Annotated in this window: 22 protein-coding genes and 1 pseudogene; 13 read left to right on the forward strand and 10 right to left on the reverse strand. The window is 61.6% G+C overall.

Features of this window, described 5'->3' with window-relative positions:
* Positions 1 to 51: 51 nt before the first annotated feature.
* Positions 52 to 903, reverse strand: coding sequence for a sugar phosphate isomerase/epimerase family protein (locus NL154_RS24545; protein ID WP_221155940.1), 852 nt, complete (start codon positions 901 to 903; stop codon positions 52 to 54).
* On the opposite strand from NL154_RS24545, the gene NL154_RS24550 reads away from it, so the two are divergent.
* From NL154_RS24550 to NL154_RS24570, 5 genes are all read left to right on the forward strand, one after another.
* Complete coding sequence (locus NL154_RS24550) at positions 890 to 1087, forward strand: hypothetical protein (RefSeq protein ID WP_127248936.1); 198 nt, start codon at positions 890 to 892, stop codon at positions 1085 to 1087. The two genes, NL154_RS24545 and NL154_RS24550, sit on opposite strands and share 14 nt — an antisense overlap.
* Before the next feature lie 157 nt (positions 1088 to 1244).
* On the forward strand, positions 1245 to 2132 hold the full coding sequence (locus tag NL154_RS24555; protein WP_210631739.1) for a sugar phosphate isomerase/epimerase family protein: 888 nt from the start codon (positions 1245 to 1247) through the stop codon (positions 2130 to 2132).
* A gap of 57 nt (positions 2133 to 2189) precedes the next feature.
* Positions 2190 to 3359: a mandelate racemase/muconate lactonizing enzyme family protein gene (locus NL154_RS24560; RefSeq protein WP_210631740.1), complete on the forward strand. Its 1170-nt coding sequence runs from the start codon at positions 2190 to 2192 to the stop codon at positions 3357 to 3359.
* 2 nt (positions 3360 to 3361) lie between these two features.
* The gene (locus NL154_RS24565) at positions 3362 to 4054 is read left to right on the forward strand and encodes a FadR/GntR family transcriptional regulator (RefSeq protein ID WP_210631741.1); all 693 of its coding nucleotides are present in this window, start codon (positions 3362 to 3364) and stop codon (positions 4052 to 4054) included.
* A 21-nt stretch (positions 4055 to 4075) separates the two neighbouring features.
* Positions 4076 to 5050 carry an NAD(P)-dependent oxidoreductase gene (locus tag NL154_RS24570; RefSeq protein WP_221147346.1) on the forward strand — a complete coding sequence of 325 codons (975 nt, stop codon included), beginning with the start codon at positions 4076 to 4078 and terminating at the stop codon, positions 5048 to 5050.
* 66 nt (positions 5051 to 5116) lie between these two features.
* On the opposite strand, the gene NL154_RS24575 is transcribed toward NL154_RS24570, so the two are convergent.
* The 7 genes from NL154_RS24575 to NL154_RS24605 form a co-directional block, all read right to left on the reverse strand.
* Positions 5117 to 6193 carry an ABC transporter ATP-binding protein gene (locus NL154_RS24575; protein ID WP_210631743.1) on the reverse strand — a complete coding sequence of 359 codons (1077 nt, stop codon included), beginning with the start codon at positions 6191 to 6193 and terminating at the stop codon, positions 5117 to 5119.
* Complete coding sequence (locus tag NL154_RS24580; RefSeq protein ID WP_210631744.1) at positions 6193 to 7302, reverse strand: ABC transporter ATP-binding protein; 1110 nt, start codon at positions 7300 to 7302, stop codon at positions 6193 to 6195. Before NL154_RS24580 ends, NL154_RS24575 begins: the two co-directional genes overlap by 1 nt.
* Positions 7299 to 7502: a hypothetical protein gene (locus NL154_RS24585; protein ID WP_210631745.1), complete on the reverse strand. Its 204-nt coding sequence runs from the start codon at positions 7500 to 7502 to the stop codon at positions 7299 to 7301. Before NL154_RS24585 ends, NL154_RS24580 begins: the two co-directional genes overlap by 4 nt.
* Complete coding sequence (locus tag NL154_RS24590; RefSeq protein WP_003572879.1) at positions 7499 to 8458, reverse strand: carbohydrate ABC transporter permease; 960 nt, start codon at positions 8456 to 8458, stop codon at positions 7499 to 7501. Before NL154_RS24590 ends, NL154_RS24585 begins: the two co-directional genes overlap by 4 nt.
* 1 nt (position 8459) lies before the next feature.
* The gene (locus tag NL154_RS24595) at positions 8460 to 9350 is read right to left on the reverse strand and encodes a carbohydrate ABC transporter permease (protein WP_405047677.1); all 891 of its coding nucleotides are present in this window, start codon (positions 9348 to 9350) and stop codon (positions 8460 to 8462) included.
* A gap of 171 nt (positions 9351 to 9521) precedes the next feature.
* A complete protein-coding gene (locus NL154_RS24600) occupies positions 9522 to 10832 on the reverse strand; it encodes an ABC transporter substrate-binding protein (protein ID WP_210631747.1) in 1311 nt (436 codons plus the stop codon).
* 351 nt (positions 10833 to 11183) lie between these two features.
* Positions 11184 to 11822, reverse strand: coding sequence for a TetR/AcrR family transcriptional regulator (locus tag NL154_RS24605; RefSeq protein WP_210631748.1), 639 nt, complete (start codon positions 11820 to 11822; stop codon positions 11184 to 11186).
* A gap of 98 nt (positions 11823 to 11920) precedes the next feature.
* Between NL154_RS24605 and NL154_RS24610 the strand changes: the two genes are divergently transcribed.
* The 4 genes from NL154_RS24610 to NL154_RS24625 are packed head-to-tail and all read left to right on the forward strand — an operon-like array spanning position 11921 to position 15633.
* The gene (locus NL154_RS24610; RefSeq protein WP_434734189.1) at positions 11921 to 13117 is read left to right on the forward strand and encodes a Tm-1-like ATP-binding domain-containing protein; all 1197 of its coding nucleotides are present in this window, start codon (positions 11921 to 11923) and stop codon (positions 13115 to 13117) included.
* A 12-nt stretch (positions 13118 to 13129) separates the two neighbouring features.
* A complete protein-coding gene (locus tag NL154_RS24615; protein ID WP_210631750.1) occupies positions 13130 to 13972 on the forward strand; it encodes a phosphoenolpyruvate hydrolase family protein in 843 nt (280 codons plus the stop codon).
* Positions 13973 to 13997: 25 nt separating this feature from the next.
* Positions 13998 to 14411, forward strand: coding sequence for a cupin domain-containing protein (locus tag NL154_RS24620; RefSeq protein WP_434734190.1), 414 nt, complete (start codon positions 13998 to 14000; stop codon positions 14409 to 14411).
* 31 nt (positions 14412 to 14442) lie between these two features.
* On the forward strand, positions 14443 to 15633 hold the full coding sequence (locus tag NL154_RS24625) for a M24 family metallopeptidase (protein WP_210631752.1): 1191 nt from the start codon (positions 14443 to 14445) through the stop codon (positions 15631 to 15633).
* Between the two features lie 68 nt (positions 15634 to 15701).
* On the opposite strand, the gene NL154_RS24630 is transcribed toward NL154_RS24625, so the two are convergent.
* Together NL154_RS24630 and NL154_RS24635 are read right to left on the reverse strand one after the other, a co-directional pair.
* Positions 15702 to 16295, reverse strand: coding sequence for a DJ-1/PfpI family protein (locus NL154_RS24630; protein ID WP_221147348.1), 594 nt, complete (start codon positions 16293 to 16295; stop codon positions 15702 to 15704).
* 48 nt (positions 16296 to 16343) lie between these two features.
* Complete coding sequence (locus NL154_RS24635; RefSeq protein WP_221165006.1) at positions 16344 to 17042, reverse strand: GntR family transcriptional regulator; 699 nt, start codon at positions 17040 to 17042, stop codon at positions 16344 to 16346.
* Positions 17043 to 17136: 94 nt separating this feature from the next.
* Here NL154_RS24635 and NL154_RS24640 point away from each other — a divergent pair, with 94 nt between their 5' ends.
* The 4 genes and pseudogenes from NL154_RS24640 (at position 17137) to NL154_RS24655 (ending at position 21823) form a co-directional block, all read left to right on the forward strand.
* A complete protein-coding gene (locus tag NL154_RS24640) occupies positions 17137 to 18171 on the forward strand; it encodes an Ldh family oxidoreductase (protein ID WP_434734191.1) in 1035 nt (344 codons plus the stop codon).
* Positions 18168 to 19397, forward strand: coding sequence for an iron-containing alcohol dehydrogenase (locus NL154_RS24645; protein WP_210631756.1), 1230 nt, complete (start codon positions 18168 to 18170; stop codon positions 19395 to 19397). Before NL154_RS24640 ends, NL154_RS24645 begins: the two co-directional genes overlap by 4 nt.
* Positions 19398 to 19411: 14 nt before the next feature.
* Complete coding sequence (locus tag NL154_RS24650; RefSeq protein WP_210631757.1) at positions 19412 to 20899, forward strand: NAD-dependent succinate-semialdehyde dehydrogenase; 1488 nt, start codon at positions 19412 to 19414, stop codon at positions 20897 to 20899.
* A 10-nt stretch (positions 20900 to 20909) separates the two neighbouring features.
* Positions 20910 to 21823, forward strand: a pseudogene (locus tag NL154_RS24655) (alpha/beta hydrolase).
* The last annotated feature ends 99 nt before the right edge of the window (positions 21824 to 21922 follow it).

Below are 21922 nucleotides of genomic sequence, written 5' to 3' on the forward strand. Positions count from 1 at the left end.
CTGCCGTGCTGTGCAGCCCTGCCGGCACCGAAACCTTTGGTCGGTTGGCGGTTATGCCGCCGCCTCCCATCCGTCGCGGATATGACGGTACCCTTCACGATAAACCGATTCCGGTGTCTCGAAAAAGTCGCGCCAGACCTTCGTTGCGGCGGCGAGCTCCTCGAGCGCCCGACCAAAGGCTTCGATTGTCAGCCATCCGTCGTAGCCACTCGCGCGCAGTGCCCTGAACGTCTCCGCCCAGGGAATGTTGCCACGCCCTGGAACGCCGCGGTCGTTCTCCGAAATGTGGACATGCACGATGCGGTCACTGTTGCGCGTAAAAGCGCCGACAGGATCGGTTTCTTCGATATTGCTGTGAAACGTGTCGTACATGGCACGGATATTCGGATGTCCGACCGCGTCGATATGGGCCGCAAGGTCGTCCATCGTGTTGAACAGGTAACATTCGAAACGGTTCAGCGCCTCAAGTCCTATCGTAACGCCGTGCTTTGCTGCATGATCGCCAATCGCCAATTGCGAGGAAACCGAGCGCTTGAGTTCCGCCGCGCTTGGCCCGCTTCCGGAAAATTTGCCGAGCGTCGAATGCAGCGGCCCGCTCAGCATAGTCGCGCCAAGCGCATTGCTGCAGTCGATTGCCCATTTCACGTAGTCAATGCCGCGTCTGCGGGTTGCCGCGTCGGAAGCGATCAGGTTCATCCGGAGGTCGCCCATGGCGGAAACGGCGGTCCGTTCCAGACCGATCCGGTCGAGCAACGCCGCCAGCCGTCGGTAGTCGTCGGGTTTGCCCGAAAAGATCGGGATCTCGACGCCATCAAAACCCGTCTCCTTGATATCGCGTAACAGTGCCTCGTGTTTTGGGCCGACAGCTGTCGTCCAGAGGAACATGCACATGCCGATCTTCATCTCTCCCCCTTGGCACTTCGCCACTGCGTTGCGGCGTCCGCGCTTATCACTTCCCAAATCTGGTCATACCAAAATGGCGGCTCTGGTCAAGCCGCTGCGCTCACCACTGGGAGCGGGGATTCCGCGCATGAGCGGGAAATACAGCGACAAACAACCGAATACGCCGACTTTCTCGACATTTTGAGGCCGTCTTGCGGACGCTCGGGAATTGGGTTAGAGCTTTCAGATAACAAAAATTGGCCAAACCAGATGGCCGCCGGTAATGAGATTGGCCATCATAAGGTGACGTTTCGATGCCAAGCTGCTGTCGAGCTTGGCCGCAACAGTCTAGGAGGAACCTCATGCATCTTTCTACGCACAACTGGATGCGGGCTGAACCGCTCGCCGTCACGCTGAAACGCATCAAAAAATATGGCTACGAGAGTATCGAGATATCCGGCGAGCCGGCACAGTACGACGTGAAGGAGACGCGTGCGCTGCTGAAAGAGCATGGCATCCGCTGCTGGGGCGCTGTTACCCTGACGCTCGGCGAGCGAAATCTTGCCGCCAGGGATGAGGGCCAGCGCGCCCGGTCCGTGGACTATGTCAAGAGCGTCATCACCATGGTCAGCGAACTCGAGGGCGAGATCCTCACGCTCGTACCGGCAACAGTCGGCAAGGTGGTGCCGGATGGGACCGAGGAGGAAGAGTGGACATGGGTGGTGGACGCCACCAGGGAGTGTTTTGCTCACGCTCAAAAGAGGGGGGTGCGGATTGCCGTCGAGCCGCTCAACCGTTTCGAGACCTATTTCTTCAACCGTGCCGCCCAAGCGCTGGCGCTCGCCGATGCCGTCAGCCCTGAATGCGGAGTCTGCCTGGATGCCTTCCACCTGAACATCGAAGAGGAAGACATCTATGAGGCGATCCGGCTCGCCGGGAAACGCCTGTTCGACTTCCACGTCGCCGATAATAATCGTTTCGCCGCCGGCCTCGGCCACCTCGACTGGCCGAAGATCATCGGCACGCTGAAGGAGATCGGTTACGACGGCGCCGTCACCAACGAATTCGTCGCTCCGGTTGACCGGACGCCTGCCACCAAATATCCCGACATGGTCGAGCGCAACCCCGTCGACATCCCCCCGGAACAGCTGAAATTTATCCAGGATCACGGCTCGAGCCTGCTCACCGAGAAATTCTACGACGATCAGATGCGGATCACCGCCGAGACGATCCTGCCGCTGATCAAGTAACGAATGGAAGATATCTCCCGCGGCCCACCGCGGGCCTTGAGGAGCGGGGGCAGAGACATGCGTATCAAAAGCGTCGAGGCCTGGTGGGTCAAGATTCCCATCGAGGCGAGCCGTCAGCACCGCAGCGACTTCGGCCGCCTGATGACCTTCGACAGTGCGATCCTGCGTATCGAGACGAACGACGGCATTGTGGGCTGGGGGGAAGGTAAGAATGCCGCGGGCAGTGCCGGCAGCTATGGCACGCTGGTGCACATGATCAATCACGAGGTAGGGCCCAAGCTCATCGGCCGCGATCCTGGCGACATCTTCACCATATGGGAAATGCTCTACAACGGTGTACGCCACGAGACGGCGGCGAGTTCGGGTCACGCCATGCCCGAGATCGCGCGGCGCGGCCTTTCGGTCGCTGCGATCAGTGCGGTCGACATAGCGCTCTGGGACATCCTCGGCAAGTCGCTCGGCGTCCCAGTCTGGAAGCTGCTGGGTGGCCGCAAGGCGGACCGCTTGCCTGCCTATGCCTCGGGCGGTTGGGAGAGCACGGACCGGATCGGCGAGCAGCTCCGGTCCTATATCGCGGCAGGCGGTTTCAAGTCAGTCAAGATGCGCGTCGGCGCGATGGACGGTGCGCCGCATGTCTCGGCAGCGCGCGTGCGTGCCGCTCGCAAAGCTGTCGGCCCCGACGTCGATCTAATGGTCGATGCGCATGGCACATATACTGTTGGCGAAGCGAAGCGCTTTATCCAGATGGTTGCGGACTGCGACCTCGCCTGGTTCGAGGAGCCTGTCATAGCCGATGACAAGCCGGGCATGGCGGAGGTGCGCGCGGCCGGGAACGTGCCGATCGCTGCCGGCGAGAGCGAGGCGACGCGTTTCGCCTTCCGAGATCTTGCGATGCTCCGGGCCGCAGACATATTCCAGCCCGATCCGGCTTTCTGCGGTGGCATTACGGAAGCGATGCGCATCAGTTCGCTCGCCAGCGCCTTCAACCTCCGTTTCGCACCGCATCTTTGGGCTGGGGCGCCCTGCTTCTTTTCCGGTCTGCACGTGTGCGCGGCCTCTCCGGCAAGCTTCGTCATCGAATATTCCCTCGGCGCAAATCCGATGATCCACGATCTTGTCGAGGACGCTGTGTCTGTAAAGGACGGTATGATAGAGATCCCGGACCGACCTGGCCTGGGCTTCACGATCAATCAGAGGGTCCTGGAGACTCACGCGCAAAGACAGTGACGATGAAAGAAAACTCCCTCCTCTCCGATCTCGCAGCTTATCTTTTCTCAAACTCGAGCGACACCGGCCGCACGCCATCGGAGCGCGAGCTTGCAGAACATTTCACCGTCAGCCGGGGCCAAATTCGCGAGGCATTGGCGATCCTGGAGGCAATGCGCATCGTAGAGCGTCGAGCCAAGTCGGGCATCTATTTGACGACCACGGAGGCGAGCGTGGAGGCAATGGCGCTTTTTGCCCGCGCCGGCGTTCCCCTAGACCCCATTCTGATCTACGAGACCGTGGAGCTTCGCAAGATCCATGAGATCAAGGCCGCGGAACTCGCCTGCGGCCGGGCGACGGAGGAGAATTACAAGCGCTTGCGCGATATACTCGCTGCGTCCGAGGCGAAGCTTGCCGCGGGCGAGGGGCTGGCGCGCGAAGACCGGGATTTCCATCTGGAGATCGTTCGAGCCACCAAGAACAGCGTCTTCTATCGGGTGTGCAGCGTCTACTACGTCATGGGCGAACACCGGCTGCCTATCTATTTTGCCGATGCCGCCCGAAGCCGGCGCTCGCATGAGGAGCATATCCGCATTTACGAAGCGCTGCTTGCCCGAGACGGCAATCTCGCCCAGGCGCTGATGAGCGCGCATCTTCAAGGTGCGGAAAGCTATTGGAAGGGTCTTATCGGCGGTCCAGCGACGGCGGCCGGATAGGCGTAACCGGCGGGGAGGCCGATGAGCTTCATCTTTTCCACACATCCCCTGCACCCCGCGGCCAAGGCCGTGCTTGAGGGGGCGGGTGATCTGCGCGTAGCTTCCGCGCCCGATCCGGAAACCTTGCTGCGAGAAGGACGCGGCGCGGGTATTGTCGTCGTGCGCGCGCCGATCCCGCCGGCCTTCTTCGAGGATGCGCCAGCGCTTCGCGCGGCGATCCGCCATGGTGCGGGCCTCGACATGGTTCCAATGGAGGCGGCGACCCGCGCCGGCGTGCTTGTCGCAAACGTCCCCGCTGTCAATGCGTCGACTGTCGCCGAGCACGTATTCTTGGTGACATTGGCCCTGCTGAGACGCTTCCGCCAAATGGATCGGGAACTGCGTCAGGACGGCTGGGCGGCGGGCCGCGCCCAGTCGGATGCGGCCGTCGACCTCGGCGGCCGCACTATGGGCATCGTCGGTATGGGCAATGTCGGCAAGGCGATCTTCAAGATCGCGAAGTTCGGCTTTGGCCTGGAGGTGGTCGCAACGAGCCGGTCGCCGGAAAGCGTGCCTGCGGGCGCGCGCTTCCTGGCGATCGATGAGCTTGTTGAGCGGGCCGACATCGTCGTGCTCTGCTGCCCGTTGACGCCGGAGACGACTGGCTTGCTCAATGCCGGGCGCATCGGTCGGCTGAAGCCAGGAGCAATCCTGATCAACGTGTCACGCGGTCCCGTCATCGATGATGCGGCGCTGATCCAGGCGCTAGGCGATGGCCGAATTCGCGGAGCAGCGCTTGATGTCTTTGCAACGCAGCCATTGCCGCTCGACCATCCCTATTTCGGCTTCGCCAACGTCATCGTCACTCCGCATCTGGCTGGTCTGACGGAAGAGAGCATGATGCGCATGGGGACAGGTGCGGCCAGCGAAGCGCTGCGCGTCATCAGAGGCGACTTGCCCGTCAATTTGCGCAATCCCGAAGTGGTAGAACACTACCGCCGGCGCTTTCCGGCATAGGCCGTCCGACCGGGAACGTTGGTTGCCTGCCGCGCCACCGAGACCATTTGTATTGGGTGGATCAGGTCAGCCTGCGTGCCGCAGGCTGACCCCGCTTCCGGCGTCAAACAGGACGACCTTCTCCGGATTCCACGAAAAGCGAACCGTATCCTCGATCCGCAGCGCCGTTTGCGTCGGCACGGTCGCGTGGATAAACTTCTCGCCGGTGCGCAGTGTCACGATCTTTTCGACGCCATGGTTTTCCACGTCGTGCACCCGTGCTTCCCCCGGCGCGCCACTGTCGAGGAAGATGTCCTCCGGGCGAATGCCGAAGGTGAGCGGGCGGCCGTCCGTCGCAATTGCGTGGTCGCTGCCCAACGGCAGCCGATAGCCCTCGCTGGCCACCGCCTCGCTGCCGGCGAGCGTGCCGTTGATCAGGTTCATCGGCGGTGAACCAACGGCGCGCGCGACGAAGGTGTTGACCGGATTCCGGTAGATCTCCTGCGGTGTCCCGGTCTGCACCAGTTGACCGTTGTTCAGGACGCCGATCTTGTCGCCCATCGACATGGCCTCGATCTGGTCATGAGTGACGAAGAGGAAGGTCGCGCCGAGGTTCATCTGCAGGTTCTTCAACTCCGTGCGGAGTGCTTCGCGAAGCTTCGCGTCGAGCGCCGAAAGCGGCTCGTCCATCAGGAACACGCGCGGCTTGCGCACGATGGCACGGCCGATAGATACGCGCTGCATCTCGCCTCCCGACAGCCGGTCCGTCTTGCGGTCGAGCAGATGCTCGATGCGCAGGGTCTTCGCAACCCGAGCGACGCGTTCCTTGATTTCCTCTGGCTCAATGCGGCGGATGCGGGATTTTAATGGAAATTCCAGGTTCTCTCGGACCGTGTAGCGCGGGTAAAGCGAGTACTGCTGGAGCACCAGGGCCACGTCCCGCTCGGCGGCGCCCCAGTCGGCGACGTCGTGCCCGTCGATGTAGATCTGGCCTGCGGTGGGCTTTTCGAGCCCGGCGATCAGGCGAAGCGTCGTTGTCTTGCCGGCGCCGGTCTGCCCGAGCAGCACGAAGAACTCGCCGTCAGCGATGTCGATGTTCAGGTTTTTCAGTGCCGTGTGGCTGCCGAAAGTCTTGGTAATGCCCTTAAGTTCGATATGCGCCATCAGAGTCTGATCCCGAGCGATGAACCGGTTGCCGTATTGAAGAAATGAGCCTGGGCGGGGTCGATGCGTGCCCAGACGGCTTCGCCTGGACCGGGTACGAAACCGCTTTTGGTTCGCGCCCTGATCATTTGCTGGCCGACCTTCAGGTCAACGATATCGTGTGAGCCGAGCGGCTCGATAATATGCGCCTCGACCGGCACGAAGCCCTCACGTGCTTCCCGTGAAACGATCACGCCCTCGGGCCGAACCCCGAGTGTTAGCTGGCCGTTCGCGGCCTTCGCGTCAGAGAGACGGTTGGCCAGTGCGGCGGGGAACTCAAAGCCCGTTACGCCGTCGCCAACCTGCACGCGCGTATGGTCGCCCGTTTCGCTGACGGTTGCCGGCGCCATGTTCATCACCGGGCTTCCGACAAACTGCGCGACAAACATGTTGGCGGGTTGACCGTAAACCTCTTCCGGCGTGCCGATCTGCTGGAGGATGCCCTCGTGCATGATGACGATGCGGTCGGCGAGCGACATGGCCTCCACCTGGTCATGCGTCACGTAGATCGTGGTTGAACCTTGCTTGATGTGCAGACGCTTGATTTCCGCCCGCATCTCCTCTCTCAGCTTCGCGTCCAGCGCACCGATCGGCTCGTCCATCAGCATGGCCTTCGGCCGTCGCACCAGAGCGCGGCCGATTGCGACACGTTGCATGTCTCCTCCTGACAGTGCCGAAGGCTTGCGGGCCAGCAACTCGGTGATGCGCAGAACCGCGGCGATTTCCCGGACCGCCTTATCGACATCGGCGCGGCTCATCCGGGTGGCGCGGAGCGGGAAGGCGATGTTTTCGTAGACCGTCATGTGCGGATAGAGCGAAAAGGATTGAAACACCATGGCGATGTCCCGGCCGGATGCCTTGATATGTTGCACCGGCTTGCCGTCGATTAGGATGTCGCCTTCGTCGATCGTCTCCAGGCCGGCGACGGCGCGCAATGTCGTCGTCTTCCCGCAGCCCGATTGTCCGAGCAGCACGATGAACTCGTTATCGGCAATGGCGAGATTAAGGTCTTTGATGACCTGGACGGCACCGAAATATTTCTGAATGGCGCGAAGCTCGATCTGCGTCATGACTGGCTGCCTTCGTCTGATTGCGCGTCCCGGGGGATTTTGGTCGCCACCATGAAGGCGATCAGTCCGACCAGCGTCATCGTCATGCCGTAGCGGTGCAGGAACAGGTTCCAAGGCTGGCAGAGCGCGATAATGCCCAAGATCATCAGATACTGCGAACCGGGTTCGAGATATTTCTGGTTGAAGGCGCGCAAGGTCATTTGCGGATCGCTCCGAAGCTCATGCCGCGCAGGAGATGGTTCCTGAGCAGGAACGTGAAGATCGCGACCGGTAGCAGGAACAGGAACGTACCGGCCGCAATGACCGTCCAATCCGGCAGGCCGGAGCCGACCTGGCTCGGAATGAAGGGTGGAGCGGTTTGCGCGCGCCGGTTCGTCATGATCAGCGCAAACGCATATTCGTTCCAGGCCGTTATGAAGCAGAAGACGGCGGTCGCAGCGATGCCGGTGGCCGCTTCGGGGATGACGATCTTGAAAAACGCCTCCATCCGCGTGTAGCCATCGACGAGCGCGGCCTCCTCGTATTCCTTTGGGATCTCGTCGATGAAACCCTTCATCAGCCAGACGGAGAAGGAAAGATTGAAGGCGGTGTAGAGGATGATCAGCCCCCAATGCGTGTCGTTGAGGCCGACGGCGCGGTACATCAGGAACATCGGGATCGCCACGACGACGGGCGGCAGCATGCGCGTCGACAGGATGAAGAAGAGAAGGTCGGCCTCCCCTTTCACTCTGAAGCGCGAGAAGCCATAGGCGGTGAAGGTTCCCATGCCGACTGCCAGCACCGTGGACGTGATCGCGACGATCAGCGAGTTCATGAAGCGGTTCGGATAGCCGGATGGCTGCACCTCGCCGCGGCCGGAACGGACGATTTTCTCACCACCGTCGAACACCATCCGCTCCCACCAGGGGGCGGCGGCATATTCTTCGGGGGTCGGCACGCCACGCAGCTGCGAGCGCTTGGTGAAGAGCTTCACGAAAGGCGAGAGCTCCGGCTCGAAGAGCACTGTCGGTGGTATGGTGGTGGCGAGGTTGCGGGGCTTGAAGGCCGTCGAGGTGATCCAGTAGATCGGCGCCAGGAAGATCAGCGTAATGACAAGTACGGCGGCGATTGCCACCCGGTTCAGCGCGCGTTCGGAGCGGGTTTGAACGGCGGCCATCTTAGCGTTCCTTCACTTTGTTGAGGTACTTGACGTAGATATTGGTGATGGCGAGGATCATGATGAGAACGATGTAGGCGAGTGCGCAGGAGCGCCCGGTCTGCCACTCCTGGAAGGCCATTTTATAGAGCCGGATGGAGATCACCTCAGTCGTCGGCTGGCTGGTCAGGATGTAGGCGAGGTCGAAGGTCTTGAAGGCTTCCATCGTACGGAAGATGATTGCGATCATCAGGATCGGCGCCACAAGCGGCAGCGTGATGCGGAAGAAGGTATAGAACGGTCCTGCCCGGTCGATCGCCGCTGCCTCGTAGAGATGCTTTGGCACGGCCGAAAGGCCGGCGAGCGACAGCAGCATCACGAAGGGCGACCACATCCAGATGTCAGTGATGGCAACCGCATAAAGCGCCACATCCGGATTCGACAGCCACTCGAAGGAGCCGAGACCGAGCGTGTAGTTTATGATGCCAAACGAGGGATCGTAGAGCAGCTTCCAGAACAGACCGACCACTGCCATCGATAGCATCATCGGCAGTAGCAGCAGTGTCGTCAGGAGACCCTTCAGCGGAATATCGCGGTTGAGCAACATGGCCGTGCCGAAGCCGACGATCACCTGTCCCGTAACAGAGACGATCACATATTTTGCGGTGATGGCGAAATTCGACCAGATGAACGGGTCGTTCAGCAGTTCGCGGTAGTTCTGCAGGCCGACGAAGTTGGCTGGTGCGTTCGACGAGGCGCGAAAGTCGGTGAAGGAATAGCCGAGCGAATAGATCAGCGGAAAGATGTTGAAGACGATCAGAAACAGGATCGTCGGGATGATGAACAGATTGCGAATGTGAATGTCGCTCATGCCGCGGGATGCGGCACGCGATTTCGTGTCCAGCGATATCATGACTGCGGTGGCCAATCCTCTCCTCCTCCGAGAGTTCGGCGCCTGATGCCGGAAGGCATCACGATGCGCGAAGTGAATGCCGGGCGCCGCGCCCTCTCGAACCGCGCCCCTGGGCGCGAGATGCAGAATGAAACTGGAGGGGCGGCCAGGCCCCTCCGCTGATCGCGTCTGCTATTTGTTGCGTCCGTATTTCTTGAACGTCGCATTCCAGTCCGCTGCCAGAGCGTCGAGCGCTTCCTTCGCCGTGCCTTGGCCGGCCGTGACGAAGGGGTAAATGCGTTGGTTCGCCTGGATCAGCAGCTCGGCGTATTCAGGCGTTGCCCAGAAGTCCTTGACCTTGAACATGGTCTCGTAGAAGGCCTTGTTATAGGGCGTCGCGTTCTGAAATTCCGGGGATTCGAGCACCTTGGCGCTTGCCGTGTAGCCACCGAGTTCAGCCCAGCGCTTCTGGGTCTCGTCCTTGATGAACCATTCGAGGAATTTCATCGCCTCTTCCTGGTTCTTTGAGTAGGAGATGACCGATATGCCTTGTCCGCCGAGTGCTGCGAACTGCTCGCCATTCGGGCCTGCCGGATTGGCAAAGAATCCGGTAACCTTGGCATTCGGGTTCGAGGCCTCATTCACTAGAGCCGGGAAGAAGGCGAAATAATTCATGCTCATCGCGGCCAAGTTTTCGGTGATCGCCTGGTTGTTCTCGACGAAGAAGGACTTGGCCCAGCCTGGAGGCGTAAAGCCGTAGAGCTCGCGATAAAGTTCGAGCGCTTTGACGTTCTTCTCCGAGTTGATGATGCCGTCGACCTTGTAGTTCTGGTAATCGCCGAGTTCGCCTCCAAACGAGAAGATCGCGTTTTCGACCCCCATGACGAGCCCGTCGTAAGAATTGTCGGTGTAGATGGCGATGCCGTAGCGCTTCTGGTCTGGACGGTGGAAGAACTCGGCGATGTCGCGCATCTGGGCCCAGGTCTTTGGCGGGGCGAGATCGTAGCCGTATTTCGCCTTGAATGCCTCCATCTCCTTGGGGTCTTCGAACCAGTCCTTGCGGTAGGACCAGCCGACGGCGTCACCCTCTGCAGGAATTGACCAGTACTTCTTCGAGTTTGCCGGATACTCGGAGTAGTATTTCACCGTTGCCGGAGCCATCACCTGAGTCAGATTGTGCTTGGTGAAAAAATCGGTCAGATCGACGTAATGTCCTGCTTCCGACGCCGCCCCGATCCACTGGCTGTCGCCGACGACCAGGTCATAGGCTGAGCCCTTTGCATTGAATTCGGTGAAGGCCTTGGTCTGAAAGTCGGCCCATGGGGTGGTCTCGACAGTGACCTTGACGCCCGTTTCAGCCTCGTATTCGTTTGCAAGTTCCTGAAGGTAATTTGCCGGGTCCCACTCGGCCCAGAAAATCGTCAGTTCCTGGGCCTGTGCGGACGTTCCGCAGGCCCACATCAATCCGACACCGGCAACGAGACCGGTCATAGTTTTGCGCATAACGTTTCCTCCCATTTATGCACTTCCCGCGTCGTCGCGGGCCTCCCGATCCGGCTTCTTGATCCTTCTGGGTTGATTTCGTGCTTGAGTCCTCCCCGACCCCAGCGCGTTTCAGATCTCAAGCCTGAATATTATTCCCTGATCTGGTAGTACCAAACTCCATTACCGTCAAGAGCGACCCACGGAGAGCTTTCATCTTCGGTTCTTCTTCCAGACTTCTGGATATATTCCCGTAGCCGCGGCTTACCTAAGCAGTTTTGTCGGGCGGCCTCAAATTCCTTGTCGCAAATCCCGGCCCATGATGTAGGACATGTTACTTCATCTGGTCGAACCAGTTGGCGGGCTGCGATGTCATGCACTACCCTCCGCCTGCCGTAGTGCGCTGTCGACGAGCGCCTTGGCGGCCCACTCGGCAACAGATTGCGCGCCTTCGGAGGTCAGGCCCCAGATATCCTTCAACACGATCAGCACCTCGACGCCGAAGACAAGCGAAAGCGCCTGCGCAAGGCGCTCCCGGGACTCCGCTGGCACGCTGCCCTGCAGGGGCGCCGTCACGCACTTCAGCAGGTCGACACGGTGGCCGCGCTTGAACAGCGGTTCGTTGCCGAGCGTGCCCGCCTGGCGCTGCGCCCACTGGTCCAGCGAAAGTTTCAGCGCCGCCTTGAAGGTGGCCTCGAACTCGTCGATCCGCGGCATCGCGGTCGCCAAAAGGTCGGCAACGCGGGTGCGTGCATCCGGACTGTCGGACGACCAGCCGAGTATTGGTCCCAGAGCCTCATCCACCACGGCATGCACGAGCGCGGCCTGGCTCGGAAAGTAACGGTAGGCGGTCGCCCGCGAGACTTCAGCAGCCTCGGCCACTTCGCTGACCGAGGGCGTAATGCCGGACTGCATGAGCCGCGTTGCTGTTTCGAGCATCAGTTTTCGCGTGCGGGCACGCGGGCCTCGCTCGGTCCTGGCTGTTTCGTTCTGTTGACGTGAGACATCCATATCTTTATGATACGCGCGTCTCACAAATTTGCAAGGGCCATCGCTTGCTCCGAACGTGGGATATGCTGGGAGGAAACCCGCCCGGTTGCGGAGGGGAAATGAAGCAGATCTACGTGGTTGGCACGGCTGACACGAAGGGCGAGGAGCTTGATTATCTCGCCGCTTGCATCGAGGCGTCGGGCGGGGCGGTTACCCGCGTCGACGTCGGCATCCGTGAGCCTCGGACCACCGTCGACGTGGCGGCTGACACGGTTGCCGCTTGCCATCCCGAGGGTGCTGGAGCCGTCCTTTCCTGCGAAGACCGCGGAAGGGCGGTCGAAGCGATGGGCATTGCCTTCGCGCGCTTCCTGGTGGCGCGCCAGGACATCGCCGGCATCATCGGTATCGGCGGAGGCGGGGGCACCTCGATTATTACTGCGGGCATGCGCCAATTGCGGCTCGGCCTGCCAAAGATCATGGTATCGACGCTCGTCTCCGGCAATGTTGCTCCCTATGTCGATGTTTCCGACATCGTGATGATGCCTTCGGTCACGGACATGGCTGGCCTGAACCGGCTTAGCCGGGTCATCCTTCACAACGCTGCCCAGGCGATTACGGCGATGTCCAGCCGGCCGGCTGAGGTGACGGCATCGAAGCCGGCGCTCGGGCTCACCATGTTCGGCGTGACCACACCTGCCGTATCCGCCATGGTCGAGCGCCTCCGGCCGGACTATGACTGCCTGGTATTCCACGCGACCGGAACGGGCGGGCGCGCGATGGAGAAGCTTGCCGACAGCGGCCTGATCTCAGGCGTGCTCGACATCACGACCACCGAGGTCTGCGACCTGCTTTTCGGGGGTGTTTTGCCGGCCACCTCCGACCGTTTCGACGCGATTGCCCACACGGGTCTGCCCTATGTCGGCTCGGTCGGCGCGCTTGATATGGTGAACTTCTGGGCGCCGGATACCGTCCCCGAACGCTATGCCGGCCGGCTGTTTTACCGCCACAATCCAAACGTCACCTTGATGCGCACGACCTCGGTAGAATGCGCTGAGATCGGCCGCTGGATCGGCGACAAGCTCAATCTTTGCCACGGCCCCGTGCGCTTCCTCATTCCCGAGAAGGGTGTCTCGGCCCTCGACATTGAAGGCGGTGCGTTCTTCGACCCAGAAGCCGACGCCGCGCTTTTTGCCGCGCTCGAGGCGACGGTGAAGCCGACGGCGTCGCGACGTATTGTTCGATTGCCGCTCCATATCAACGATCCGGATTTCGCAGAAGCCGCCGTCGCCGCCTTTCGTGACATTGCCAAACCGTGAGAGACAAAATCGATGCCAGCCATACCCCGCAAGACCATCCTCGAAAAATTTCACGGCATGATCGCAGCCGGCGTGCCGATCGTCGGCGGTGGTGCCGGCACCGGCATCTCCGCCAAGGCCGAGGAGGCAGGCGGCATCGACCTCATCATTATCTACAATTCCGGGCGCTACCGCATGGCGGGGCGCGGCTCGGCGGCAGGACTGCTGGCCTACGGCAACGCCAACGAGATCGTGAAGGAGATGGCGCTCGAAGTGTTGCCGGTCGTGAAAAAGACGCCGGTGCTCGCCGGCGTCAATGGCACGGACCCCTTCGTGCTGATGCCGCGCTTCCTTGCCGAGCTGAAGGCGATGGGCTTTTCAGGTGTGCAGAACTTCCCCACGATTGGCCTCTTCGACGGCAGGATGCGGCAGAGTTTCGAGGAGACGGGTATGAGCTACAATCTGGAGGTCGAGATGATAGCCACCGCCCATGGGCTCGATCTGCTGACCACGCCCTATGTTTTCAACGAGAGCGAGGCTATCGCCATGACCGGCGCCGGCGCCGATATTGTCGTGGCGCATATGGGGGTGACGACCGGCGGCACGATCGGCGCCACATCCGGCAAGTCGCTCGATGACTGCATCGACGAGATCACCGCGATCGCCAAGGCGGCGCGGTCGGTGCGCGACGACGTCATCGTGCTCTGTCACGGTGGTCCCATCTCCATGCCGGAGGATGCGCGTTACGTTCTCGAGCGTTGTGCTGGCTGCCATGGTTTTTACGGCGCAAGCTCGATGGAGCGACTGCCGGCCGAGGCGGCAATCCGCAAGCAGACGGAAGATTTCAAGGCGCTCGCTGTCGGCGCGGTCGTCTGAGGAAGGTCATGGAGGAGGCCGTTTCATGGTAAAGGACAACTACTTTGTCTATCCGCAGGATGTAAGCGCCTTCGGTTTCGACTGGGGCAAGCTGTCGCTGACCGTGGCGCCCGAAGTCAATGGCGCCAGTCGTTTTTCCGGCGGGGTAGTCGAACTGCCAAGCGGCGAGGGCCACTCACGTCACAATCATCCGGGTGCAGAGGAAATCATCTTCGTAATATCCGGCGAGGGCGAGCAGATGGTCGAGGACGAGAACGCAAATCCGGTGACGCGCAAGGTCGCCAGCGGCTGCACGATCTATATTCCCGAAAGTCGCTTTCATTCGACGAAGAACACCGGTGGCGGGCCGATGCTCCTGTTCGTCGTCTACTCACCGGCGGGGCCGGAGCTTGCGCTTCGCGATTTGCCGGACTTCCGCCTGCTGCCGCAGGGCATCTGAGGCGGGCATCCATTTTGTGGGAGGAAAGACAATGAACGACAATGCAGGGCAGACAAGGCAGGCCGCCGTGGCGCCGTTCGATACGGCCAAGCTCGACCGCCTCATGGAGGAGGCCGGTATCGACGTCCTGATCGCCACTTCCAAACACAACACGCAATATCTGCTGGGCGGATACAAGTTCATCTTCTTCGCAGCCATGGATGCGATCGGGCATAGCCGGTACCTGCCGATGGTGATCTATGAGAAAGGTGCGCCCGATCACTCCGCCTATGTGGGGAACCGCATGGAGGGCGCAGAGCATCAGAACAATCCATTCTGGACGTCCGCAGTGCATACGGCGAGCTGGGGCACCCAGGATGCGGCCGGGCTCGCTGTCGAGCACCTGAAGAAAATCGGCAAGGCCGGCGGACGCATCGGTGTCGAGCCTGCCTTTCTGCCTTCCGACGCCCGTGATCTTCTTGCCTCTCGGCTGGATAGTGCGCGGTTTGTCGATGCCACACATGTGTTGGAGCGGCTGAGGGCGGTTAAGACGCCAGATGAACTGGCAAAGCTCAAACGCGCCTCCGAACTGATTACCGACTCGATGCTGGCGACAATCGCCGCCGCCCGCGCCGGCTCGACGAAACTGGAGATCATCGAGCAGCTGCGCAGGGAGGAAACCAACCGGGGACTGCACTTCGAATATTGCCTGCTCACGCTCGGCGCCAGCCACAATCGCGCGGGCTCGCCGCAGGCCTGGGCTGAGGGCGAGGTCCTGTCGATTGATTCCGGCGGCAACTATCACGGATACATCGGCGACCTCTGCCGCATGGGTGTGCTCGGCGAGCCGGATGCGGAGCTGGAGGATCTTCTGGCTGAAGTCGAAAGCATACAGCAGGCGGCCTTCGCCAAGGTCAGGGCAGGGGTTGTGGGCAGTGAAATGATCGCGGCGGCGGAAGCCGAGCTCAAGGCCTCGCCATCGGCGGGCTTCACCGACTTCTTCTGCCATGGCATGGGCCTCATCACGCACGAAGCGCCGTTCCTCATGACGAACCACCCCGTCGCCTATGAGGGCATCGATGCCGACAAGCCGCTGGAAGCCGGCAGTGTGATCTCGGTCGAGACGACGATGCTTCACCCGAAGCGCGGTTTCATCAAGCTGGAGGATACGCTCGCGATCACCGACGGGGGCTATGAAATGTTCGGCGAACGTGGCCGTGGCTGGAACCGCGGCGGAGTGTGACTGGAGGCCGGCACAATCAGATGCCCGGCAGACTTCACTACCGGGCATTTTGTCCGGGCGCCGTGGTCTCAGGTGTGGCGGATCTCCGTTCCCAGCACCTTCAGGCATTCGCGCATGAAGGCGGCGAGCGCCGTCCAACCCTTGGCCGAGACCATCGTCCCATCGACATAGGCTTCAGTGGGCGAGAGGTCGATGTAGGTTCCGCCCGCCAGCGTGACCTCAGGTTCGCAGGCCCCGAGCGCACCCACCTTCTTGCCGCGAACGACACCGTCGACTGCGATCAGGATCTGGACCCCGTGGCAGATGGTGAAAATCGGCTTCCGCTGCTCGTGGAAGTGACGCACCATTGCCTGCACCCGTTTGTCGGTGCGGATATATTCGGGCCCGCGCCCGCCGGCGCAGTAAACGGCATGATACTGATCGAGCTGGTCTTCCGCTTCGGAAAACGTCTTGTTGATGGTGACATTGTGCCCGAGTTTCTCGGTGTAGGTCTGATCTCCCTCGAAATCGTGCAGCGACGTCCTGAGAATATCGCCCGCCCTCTTGTCCGGGCACACCACGTGCACCGTGTGCCCGACCGCCTCCATCGCCTGCTGGAAGACGAAGATTTCGTACTCCTCGGTGAAATCGCCAGTGAGCATCAGGATTTTCTTGCCTGCCATGGGTTCTCCTCCTCGTTGTCACAGGCACGCTCTTGCCTGCGGGTTGAATCAGATGTCGTCGAACGCCGGCAACAGCCGGTCTCGCGAACGTTCAATGTGGATGCGCATTGCGTTCTCAGCAGCGCGGGGGTCGCGCGCCGCGAAGGCGTCGAGTAGCGTCTGATGCTCGCCGAGTGCCTCCTCCGTGACGCGGCGATGAAACATCAGGCGGAAAATGTGGAAATGCGTGTGCTGGAATGCCAGCATTTCTCGGATCAACTCGTTACCGGCAAACTCCATGATGCGGTCGTGGAAAATAGCGTCCTTGCGGGCGAAGGCCGAATAGTTCGCCCGCTCGTCCCTATCGTCGCGACGTGTCATCACGCCTGCGGCGTCCGTGAGGATGGCCAGTTTTTCGTCGTTCATCGCCTGAGCCGCCTTCGCAGCGCCGGCAGGTTCCAGCAGCAGACGAAGTTCATAGAGTTCATCGAAGCGGTGGCGCGTAATCTGGGGCGCGGCGCGGTAGCCGACGAGATGCTGCTTGACGACGAGGCCTTCGCCCTCAAGCCGACCGAGAGCTTCGCGGATCGGAGTGTGGGAGACGTTGAACTCCCTGACCAGGTTGTCGACCGTAATGCGCTCTCCGGGGGCGATCTTCAGCGACATGAGCTGGTTGAAGATTGCCTCGTAGACGTCGACAGCTAAGCCGTTGGCGCGCTGGATCTGGGCCGTTCCCGTTGAGGGTTCTCTAAGTCTCGTCGAAATCATCTGATGCCTTGCCTCTTGACAGGTTCAATCGCTAGCACGATGCTGCGTGTAAGACAATCCTATATCCTATACGATTTAATATAGGGGACAAATCATGCGCGTTTCCGAAGCGGCAGCCCTTGCGCTTGCCACCCGCCTGCTCGAAGAGCGTGGCGCACCGCGTGACCATGCGGCGCTGCAGGCTCGCGTCCTGGTGACGGCCGAGATGAAGGGGCACCCCTCGCATGGCCTGTGCCGGCTCTCGCGCCTCGTCGAAAGGATCAAGCGCGGTGTCATCGACCCACAGACGAAGGGAACGCAGCGCTGGCGGGCGGATGCGGTGCTGGAGGTCGAGGGATCGGCGGGACTTGGCCCCATCGTCGCCATGGCCGCGATCGAGCGGTTGGCGCCTCATATTCCTGATCTTGGCATCGGCCTGGTCGCCGTGCGCAATGCGAACCATCTCGGCATGCTCGCGCATTATGTTGAGGCCGTTGCTGCGATGGGTTTGGTCTGCATCGCGCTATCGTCCAGTGAGGCGCTGGTCCATCCATTCGGCGGTACACGGGCAATGCTTGGCACCAACCCCATCGCCATTGGCGTTCCGACCGCCGAAGACCCACTTGTGCTTGACCTTGCCACCAGCATCGTGCCGATGGGCAGGATCCATCATCACGCGGCGACCGGCAGACCCATTCCCGAGGGATGGGCGCGCGATGCGGCCGGCAGGCCGACGACAGATCCGAAGCGTGCCAAGGCCGGCGCGATTGCACCCTTCGGCGATGCAAAAGGCTATGGCCTCGGCATTGCCCTCGAGCTGCTGGTGGCGGCTCTTGCAGGCTCCGCGCTCGCACCCGAGGTGCACGGCACGCTCGACAGCCAGTCGCCATGCAACAAGGGCGACGTCTTCATTCTGATCGAGCCCAGTCTGGCGCCGGGTCTTCCGACGCGGCTGTCAGCCTATCTCGCTGCGGTGCGCGCCTCACCATCCGAGATGGCCGGCGAACCGGTTCGCGTCCCCGGGGATCGTGCGCGTCAGCGGCGTGCGGCCGCCAGCCGCAATGGTTTTGAGATCGACCAGCGCCTTTGGGACGACCTAAACGCGCTTTCCCCCTCCCGCATCCTGGCCTTCGAGGGACAAAGATCATGAGCCTGTTTGCCGCCTTGAGGCTGCCGCGGGAAATCCTGTTTGGTGTCGGCCAGCGTCATGCACTACCGAGCGTCGCCAGCAAGACCGGACGGCGCGCTCTCGTCTGCACGGACGCGCGTTTTGCCGCAACGCCCGTCTTCGCGGAAATGATCGCTGCCGTCAAAGCGGCCGGCATTGGCGTCGTAGTGCATGACCAGACGCTGCCGGACGTGCCGCGCGATACCGTAGCTATCTGCGTTGAAGCCGCGCGCGGCTTCGAACCAGATATGGTGATCGGGATTGGCGGTGGCAGTTGCCTCGATATGGCGAAATGCGCCTCGCTCCTGCTCGCTCATGGCGGCGCGCTCACCGATTATTATGGTGAGTTCAAGGTGCCTGCACCGGTCCTGCCGGTCATTGCTGTGCCGACCACGGCCGGCACCGGCTCCGAGGTAACGCCGGTTGCGGTTGTTTCCGATTCCGACCGTATCCTGAAGGTTGGAATTTCCAGCCCATATCTCATCGCCGCAGCGGCGATCTGTGATCCCGAACTCACCTTGTCCTGCCCGCCTGGGCTGACGGCGATTGCCGGTGCCGATGCGCTGACGCATGCCATCGAGGCGTTCACGGCGATGCGCCGCCCCGGCGATGCGGAGCTTGCGCAGCAGCATGTCTTCGTCGGCAAAAGCGATCTCACCGACCAGTTCGCTCTGCATGCCATCCGGCTCCTCAGCCGGAGCCTGGAAAAGGCCTTTGCCGACGGTTCGGACGTCGATGCGCGCGCCGATGTGATGATGGGCGCGCTTGCAGCCGGCTGCGCCTTCGGAACCGCGGGCACTGCCGCAGCCCACGCGGTGCAATATCCGGTCGGCGCCCTGACGCATACGCCGCATGGACTCGGGGTAGCGACCATGCTTCCCTATGTGATGGCATTTAATCGCCGCGTCGCCGTCGCGGAAATTGCCGCGGTCGGTAAAGCGCTCGGCCTCGATCCCAATGGAATAGAGAAGGACGAGACAGTTGCCGATGCCGCAATCGCCGAGGTGAGCCGCCTCTTTGCGGCGATCGGCATTGCGCCGACGCTCGCCGGACTCGGCCTTCCCGAAGACCGGATCGACTGGGCGGCCGGGGAGGCCCTCGGAATCGGCCGGCTGATCAAGAATAACCCACGCCCCCTCGATTCGGCCGCCATGCGCGGCCTGGTTCGGGCCGCCTATGACGGCGACCTGGCCGCTTCCGCCCTCTGACCTCGGAAATCATCATGAACGTCAACCAGCTTTCTCTCCACCCCGACGATGATACCTTCGGGCTCAGCTCGTTTTCCCGTGGTCTCTATATAGGCGGCGCCTGGCGGCCTGCGGCAGGCGAAGGTCGGATCCAGGTGATCGATCCGTCGACCGAGGTGGTCATTGCCGCCGTGCCGGATGCGACGCTTGCGGATGCGGCAGCGGCCGTGGAGGCTGCGGCGAGCGCCGCGGAAAGCTGGCGCGAGACTCCGCCGAGAAAGCGTTCCGAGATCCTGCGCCGCTGCTTCGAACTTATGGTGGAGCGCTCCGAAACGCTCGCGAGACTCATTTCGCTCGAGAACGGAAAGGCTTTGCGCGATGCGCGCGGCGAGGTGGCCTATGCGGCGGAATTCTTCCGATGGAACGCTGAGGAGGCGGTGCGGATCTCAGGTGAATTCGGCATCGCCCCGGCCGGCGGAAACCGGATCGTCGTCGATTACCAGGCTATCGGCATCTGCGTACTCATTACACCCTGGAATTTCCCGGCCGCGATGGCGACCCGCAAGATTGCGCCGGCCCTTGCCGCAGGCTGCACCGTCATCCTCAAGCCGGCGAGCGAGACGCCGTTGACGGCCTATGCGCTTGCTGCTCTCTACGAGGAGGCTGGCGTGCCGCCGGGCGTGGTGAACGTGATGACAACATCGACGCCGAGCCCCGTCATCGCCGCTATGCTGGCTGACCCCCGTGTGCGAAAGCTTTCCTTTACAGGCTCGACGGGTGTCGGGCGCACGCTGCTGGCGGAAGCAGCAAAAAATGTCATCTCCTGCTCCATGGAGCTCGGCGGCAACGCGCCATTCATCGTTTTCGACGACGCCGACGTTGATGCTGCGATCGAGGGTCTGATGGTTGCGAAAATGCGCAATGCCGGTGAGGCGTGCACCGCTGCGAACCGGATCTATGTCCAGTCCGCTATCCACGATGCCTTCGCGGAAAAATTTACCCGGCGCATGGCCGCCCTCGAGATCGGCCCAGGTGTAGATCCGGATACCGAATGCGGTCCGATGATCACACGCAAGGCAGTGGAGAAGATCGACCGTCTGGTTACGGACGCCATTTCAAAGGGGGCGCGCGCGCTCTGCGGCGGACGAACATTGGCAGGGCCGGGCTTCTTCTATCCGCCGACGGTGCTCGTCGACGTCTCGCCGGCCTCAGACATGGGGTGTGAAGAGATTTTCGGTCCCGTCGCGCCGCTCTATCGTTTCGACAGCGAGGCAGAGGTCATAGCTGCGGCCAATGATACCGAGTACGGCCTCGCCGCCTACATCTATACCCGCGACATCAGCCGTGGCATGCGCGTCGCTTCGAAGGTCGAGGCGGGCATGATCGCTCTCAATCGTGGACTGGTCTCCGATCCCGCTGCCCCCTTTGGCGGTGTGAAGCAGAGCGGCCTCGGACGTGAAGGAGGGCAGCATCACGGTATCGCAGAGTTCATGGAAGCCAAGTACATTGCCACCAGCTTCTGAGGAGGAGCGCGTGACCGCCGATCCGTTCCGCATTCGTGATCATGTCTCAGATTTCGACGAGATCGTCGCCGATCTCCGTGCCCGCAGCCTTGCAACGCGGCGCACCGTGACCATGGAGGCCAACATCGCTTACGGGGCTGGGCCAGGCGAGACGCTCGATATCTTCGTGCCGAATGATGCCGACCCTGACATGCCGATACACATGTTCATCCATGGTGGCTATTGGCGAATGTTTTCCAAGGAGGATTATTCCTGCGTCGCTGAGACGATCACAGGCGCCGGCGCGGTCGCAGCCATCGTCGATTATTCGTTGATGCCCGGCGCGAGAATGGACGTTCTGGTTGGTCAGGTCCTGAAAGCCAAGGCTTTCCTGCTGGCCCATGCCGATCGTTTTGGCGCCACACCGCACCGATTCTCCGTCAGCGGTCACTCCGCCGGTGCACATCTGGCAACCTTTCTCTTCCACCGGTCTCCTTCGCCTTCGCGCGTCGTTGCCGCTTTCCTGCTCGGCGGGCTCTACGACCTCGAGCCCCTGCAGACCTCCTTCCTGCGTGACGAGATCGCCTTGAGCGACGAGGAGGTGAGACGGTTTACGCCCATGCGTCACGAGCACGATCCTGCAACGCGCGTCGCTATCATGGCCGGCGAACAGGAAACTGATCCGTTTAAAATTCAGGCAAATGCGTTCAGAAAGATTCTTGCCGCCCAAGGGCTTGATGTGTGGGCATCGCTCGCCGCAGACGGGAACCACATGAGCACGGTACGCGACCTCGCCGTCGCTGGCACACCTGTGGCGGCAGCGTTGCGCGCCGCAATTGCCAATATGCCGGTGAGGAACTGAAGCGACCAACGTTCCCCTACCGCCGTTTGTCGCGATGGTGGCAGTCGAAGAGTGTGCATTGTCATGATCGGACCAATTTGTAGCGACCGGCGCGTTGAAGACAAAATGCCGTGCCCGCTGCGCCGGCGGCAAACAGGGGGCTTGTCAGGACTTGAAGATCGTAGGGGTTTTTCTTCACCATC

This window comes from Rhizobium sp. YTUHZ044 (assembly GCF_051123975.1).
Taxonomy (GTDB): Bacteria; Pseudomonadota; Alphaproteobacteria; order Rhizobiales; family Rhizobiaceae; genus Rhizobium.

Bases quoted from the DNA above. Each gene is read 5' to 3' on its own strand.
- NL154_RS24550 (WP_127248936.1), top strand. From the start codon at position 890: ATGCCGATCTTCATCTCTCCCCCTTGGCACTTCGCCACTGCGTTGCGG.
- NL154_RS24545 (WP_221155940.1), bottom strand. From the start codon at position 903: ATGAAGATCGGCATGTGCATGTTCCTCTGGACGACAGCTGTCGGCCCA.
- NL154_RS24555 (WP_210631739.1), top strand. From the start codon at position 1,245: ATGCATCTTTCTACGCACAACTGGATGCGGGCTGAACCGCTCGCCGTC.
- NL154_RS24560 (WP_210631740.1), top strand. From the start codon at position 2,190: ATGCGTATCAAAAGCGTCGAGGCCTGGTGGGTCAAGATTCCCATCGAG.
- NL154_RS24565 (WP_210631741.1), top strand. From the start codon at position 3,362: ATGAAAGAAAACTCCCTCCTCTCCGATCTCGCAGCTTATCTTTTCTCA.
- NL154_RS24570 (WP_221147346.1), top strand. From the start codon at position 4,076: ATGAGCTTCATCTTTTCCACACATCCCCTGCACCCCGCGGCCAAGGCC.
- NL154_RS24575 (WP_210631743.1), bottom strand. From the start codon at position 6,193: ATGGCGCATATCGAACTTAAGGGCATTACCAAGACTTTCGGCAGCCAC.
- NL154_RS24580 (WP_210631744.1), bottom strand. From the start codon at position 7,302: ATGACGCAGATCGAGCTTCGCGCCATTCAGAAATATTTCGGTGCCGTC.
- NL154_RS24585 (WP_210631745.1), bottom strand. From the start codon at position 7,502: ATGACCTTGCGCGCCTTCAACCAGAAATATCTCGAACCCGGTTCGCAG.
- NL154_RS24590 (WP_003572879.1), bottom strand. From the start codon at position 8,458: ATGGCCGCCGTTCAAACCCGCTCCGAACGCGCGCTGAACCGGGTGGCA.
- NL154_RS24595 (WP_405047677.1), bottom strand. From the start codon at position 9,350: ATGATATCGCTGGACACGAAATCGCGTGCCGCATCCCGCGGCATGAGC.
- NL154_RS24600 (WP_210631747.1), bottom strand. From the start codon at position 10,832: ATGCGCAAAACTATGACCGGTCTCGTTGCCGGTGTCGGATTGATGTGG.
- NL154_RS24605 (WP_210631748.1), bottom strand. From the start codon at position 11,822: ATGGATGTCTCACGTCAACAGAACGAAACAGCCAGGACCGAGCGAGGC.
- NL154_RS24610 (WP_434734189.1), top strand. From the start codon at position 11,921: ATGAAGCAGATCTACGTGGTTGGCACGGCTGACACGAAGGGCGAGGAG.
- NL154_RS24615 (WP_210631750.1), top strand. From the start codon at position 13,130: ATGCCAGCCATACCCCGCAAGACCATCCTCGAAAAATTTCACGGCATG.
- NL154_RS24620 (WP_434734190.1), top strand. From the start codon at position 13,998: ATGGTAAAGGACAACTACTTTGTCTATCCGCAGGATGTAAGCGCCTTC.
- NL154_RS24625 (WP_210631752.1), top strand. From the start codon at position 14,443: ATGAACGACAATGCAGGGCAGACAAGGCAGGCCGCCGTGGCGCCGTTC.
- NL154_RS24630 (WP_221147348.1), bottom strand. From the start codon at position 16,295: ATGGCAGGCAAGAAAATCCTGATGCTCACTGGCGATTTCACCGAGGAG.
- NL154_RS24635 (WP_221165006.1), bottom strand. From the start codon at position 17,042: ATGATTTCGACGAGACTTAGAGAACCCTCAACGGGAACGGCCCAGATC.
- NL154_RS24640 (WP_434734191.1), top strand. From the start codon at position 17,137: ATGCGCGTTTCCGAAGCGGCAGCCCTTGCGCTTGCCACCCGCCTGCTC.
- NL154_RS24645 (WP_210631756.1), top strand. From the start codon at position 18,168: ATGAGCCTGTTTGCCGCCTTGAGGCTGCCGCGGGAAATCCTGTTTGGT.
- NL154_RS24650 (WP_210631757.1), top strand. From the start codon at position 19,412: ATGAACGTCAACCAGCTTTCTCTCCACCCCGACGATGATACCTTCGGG.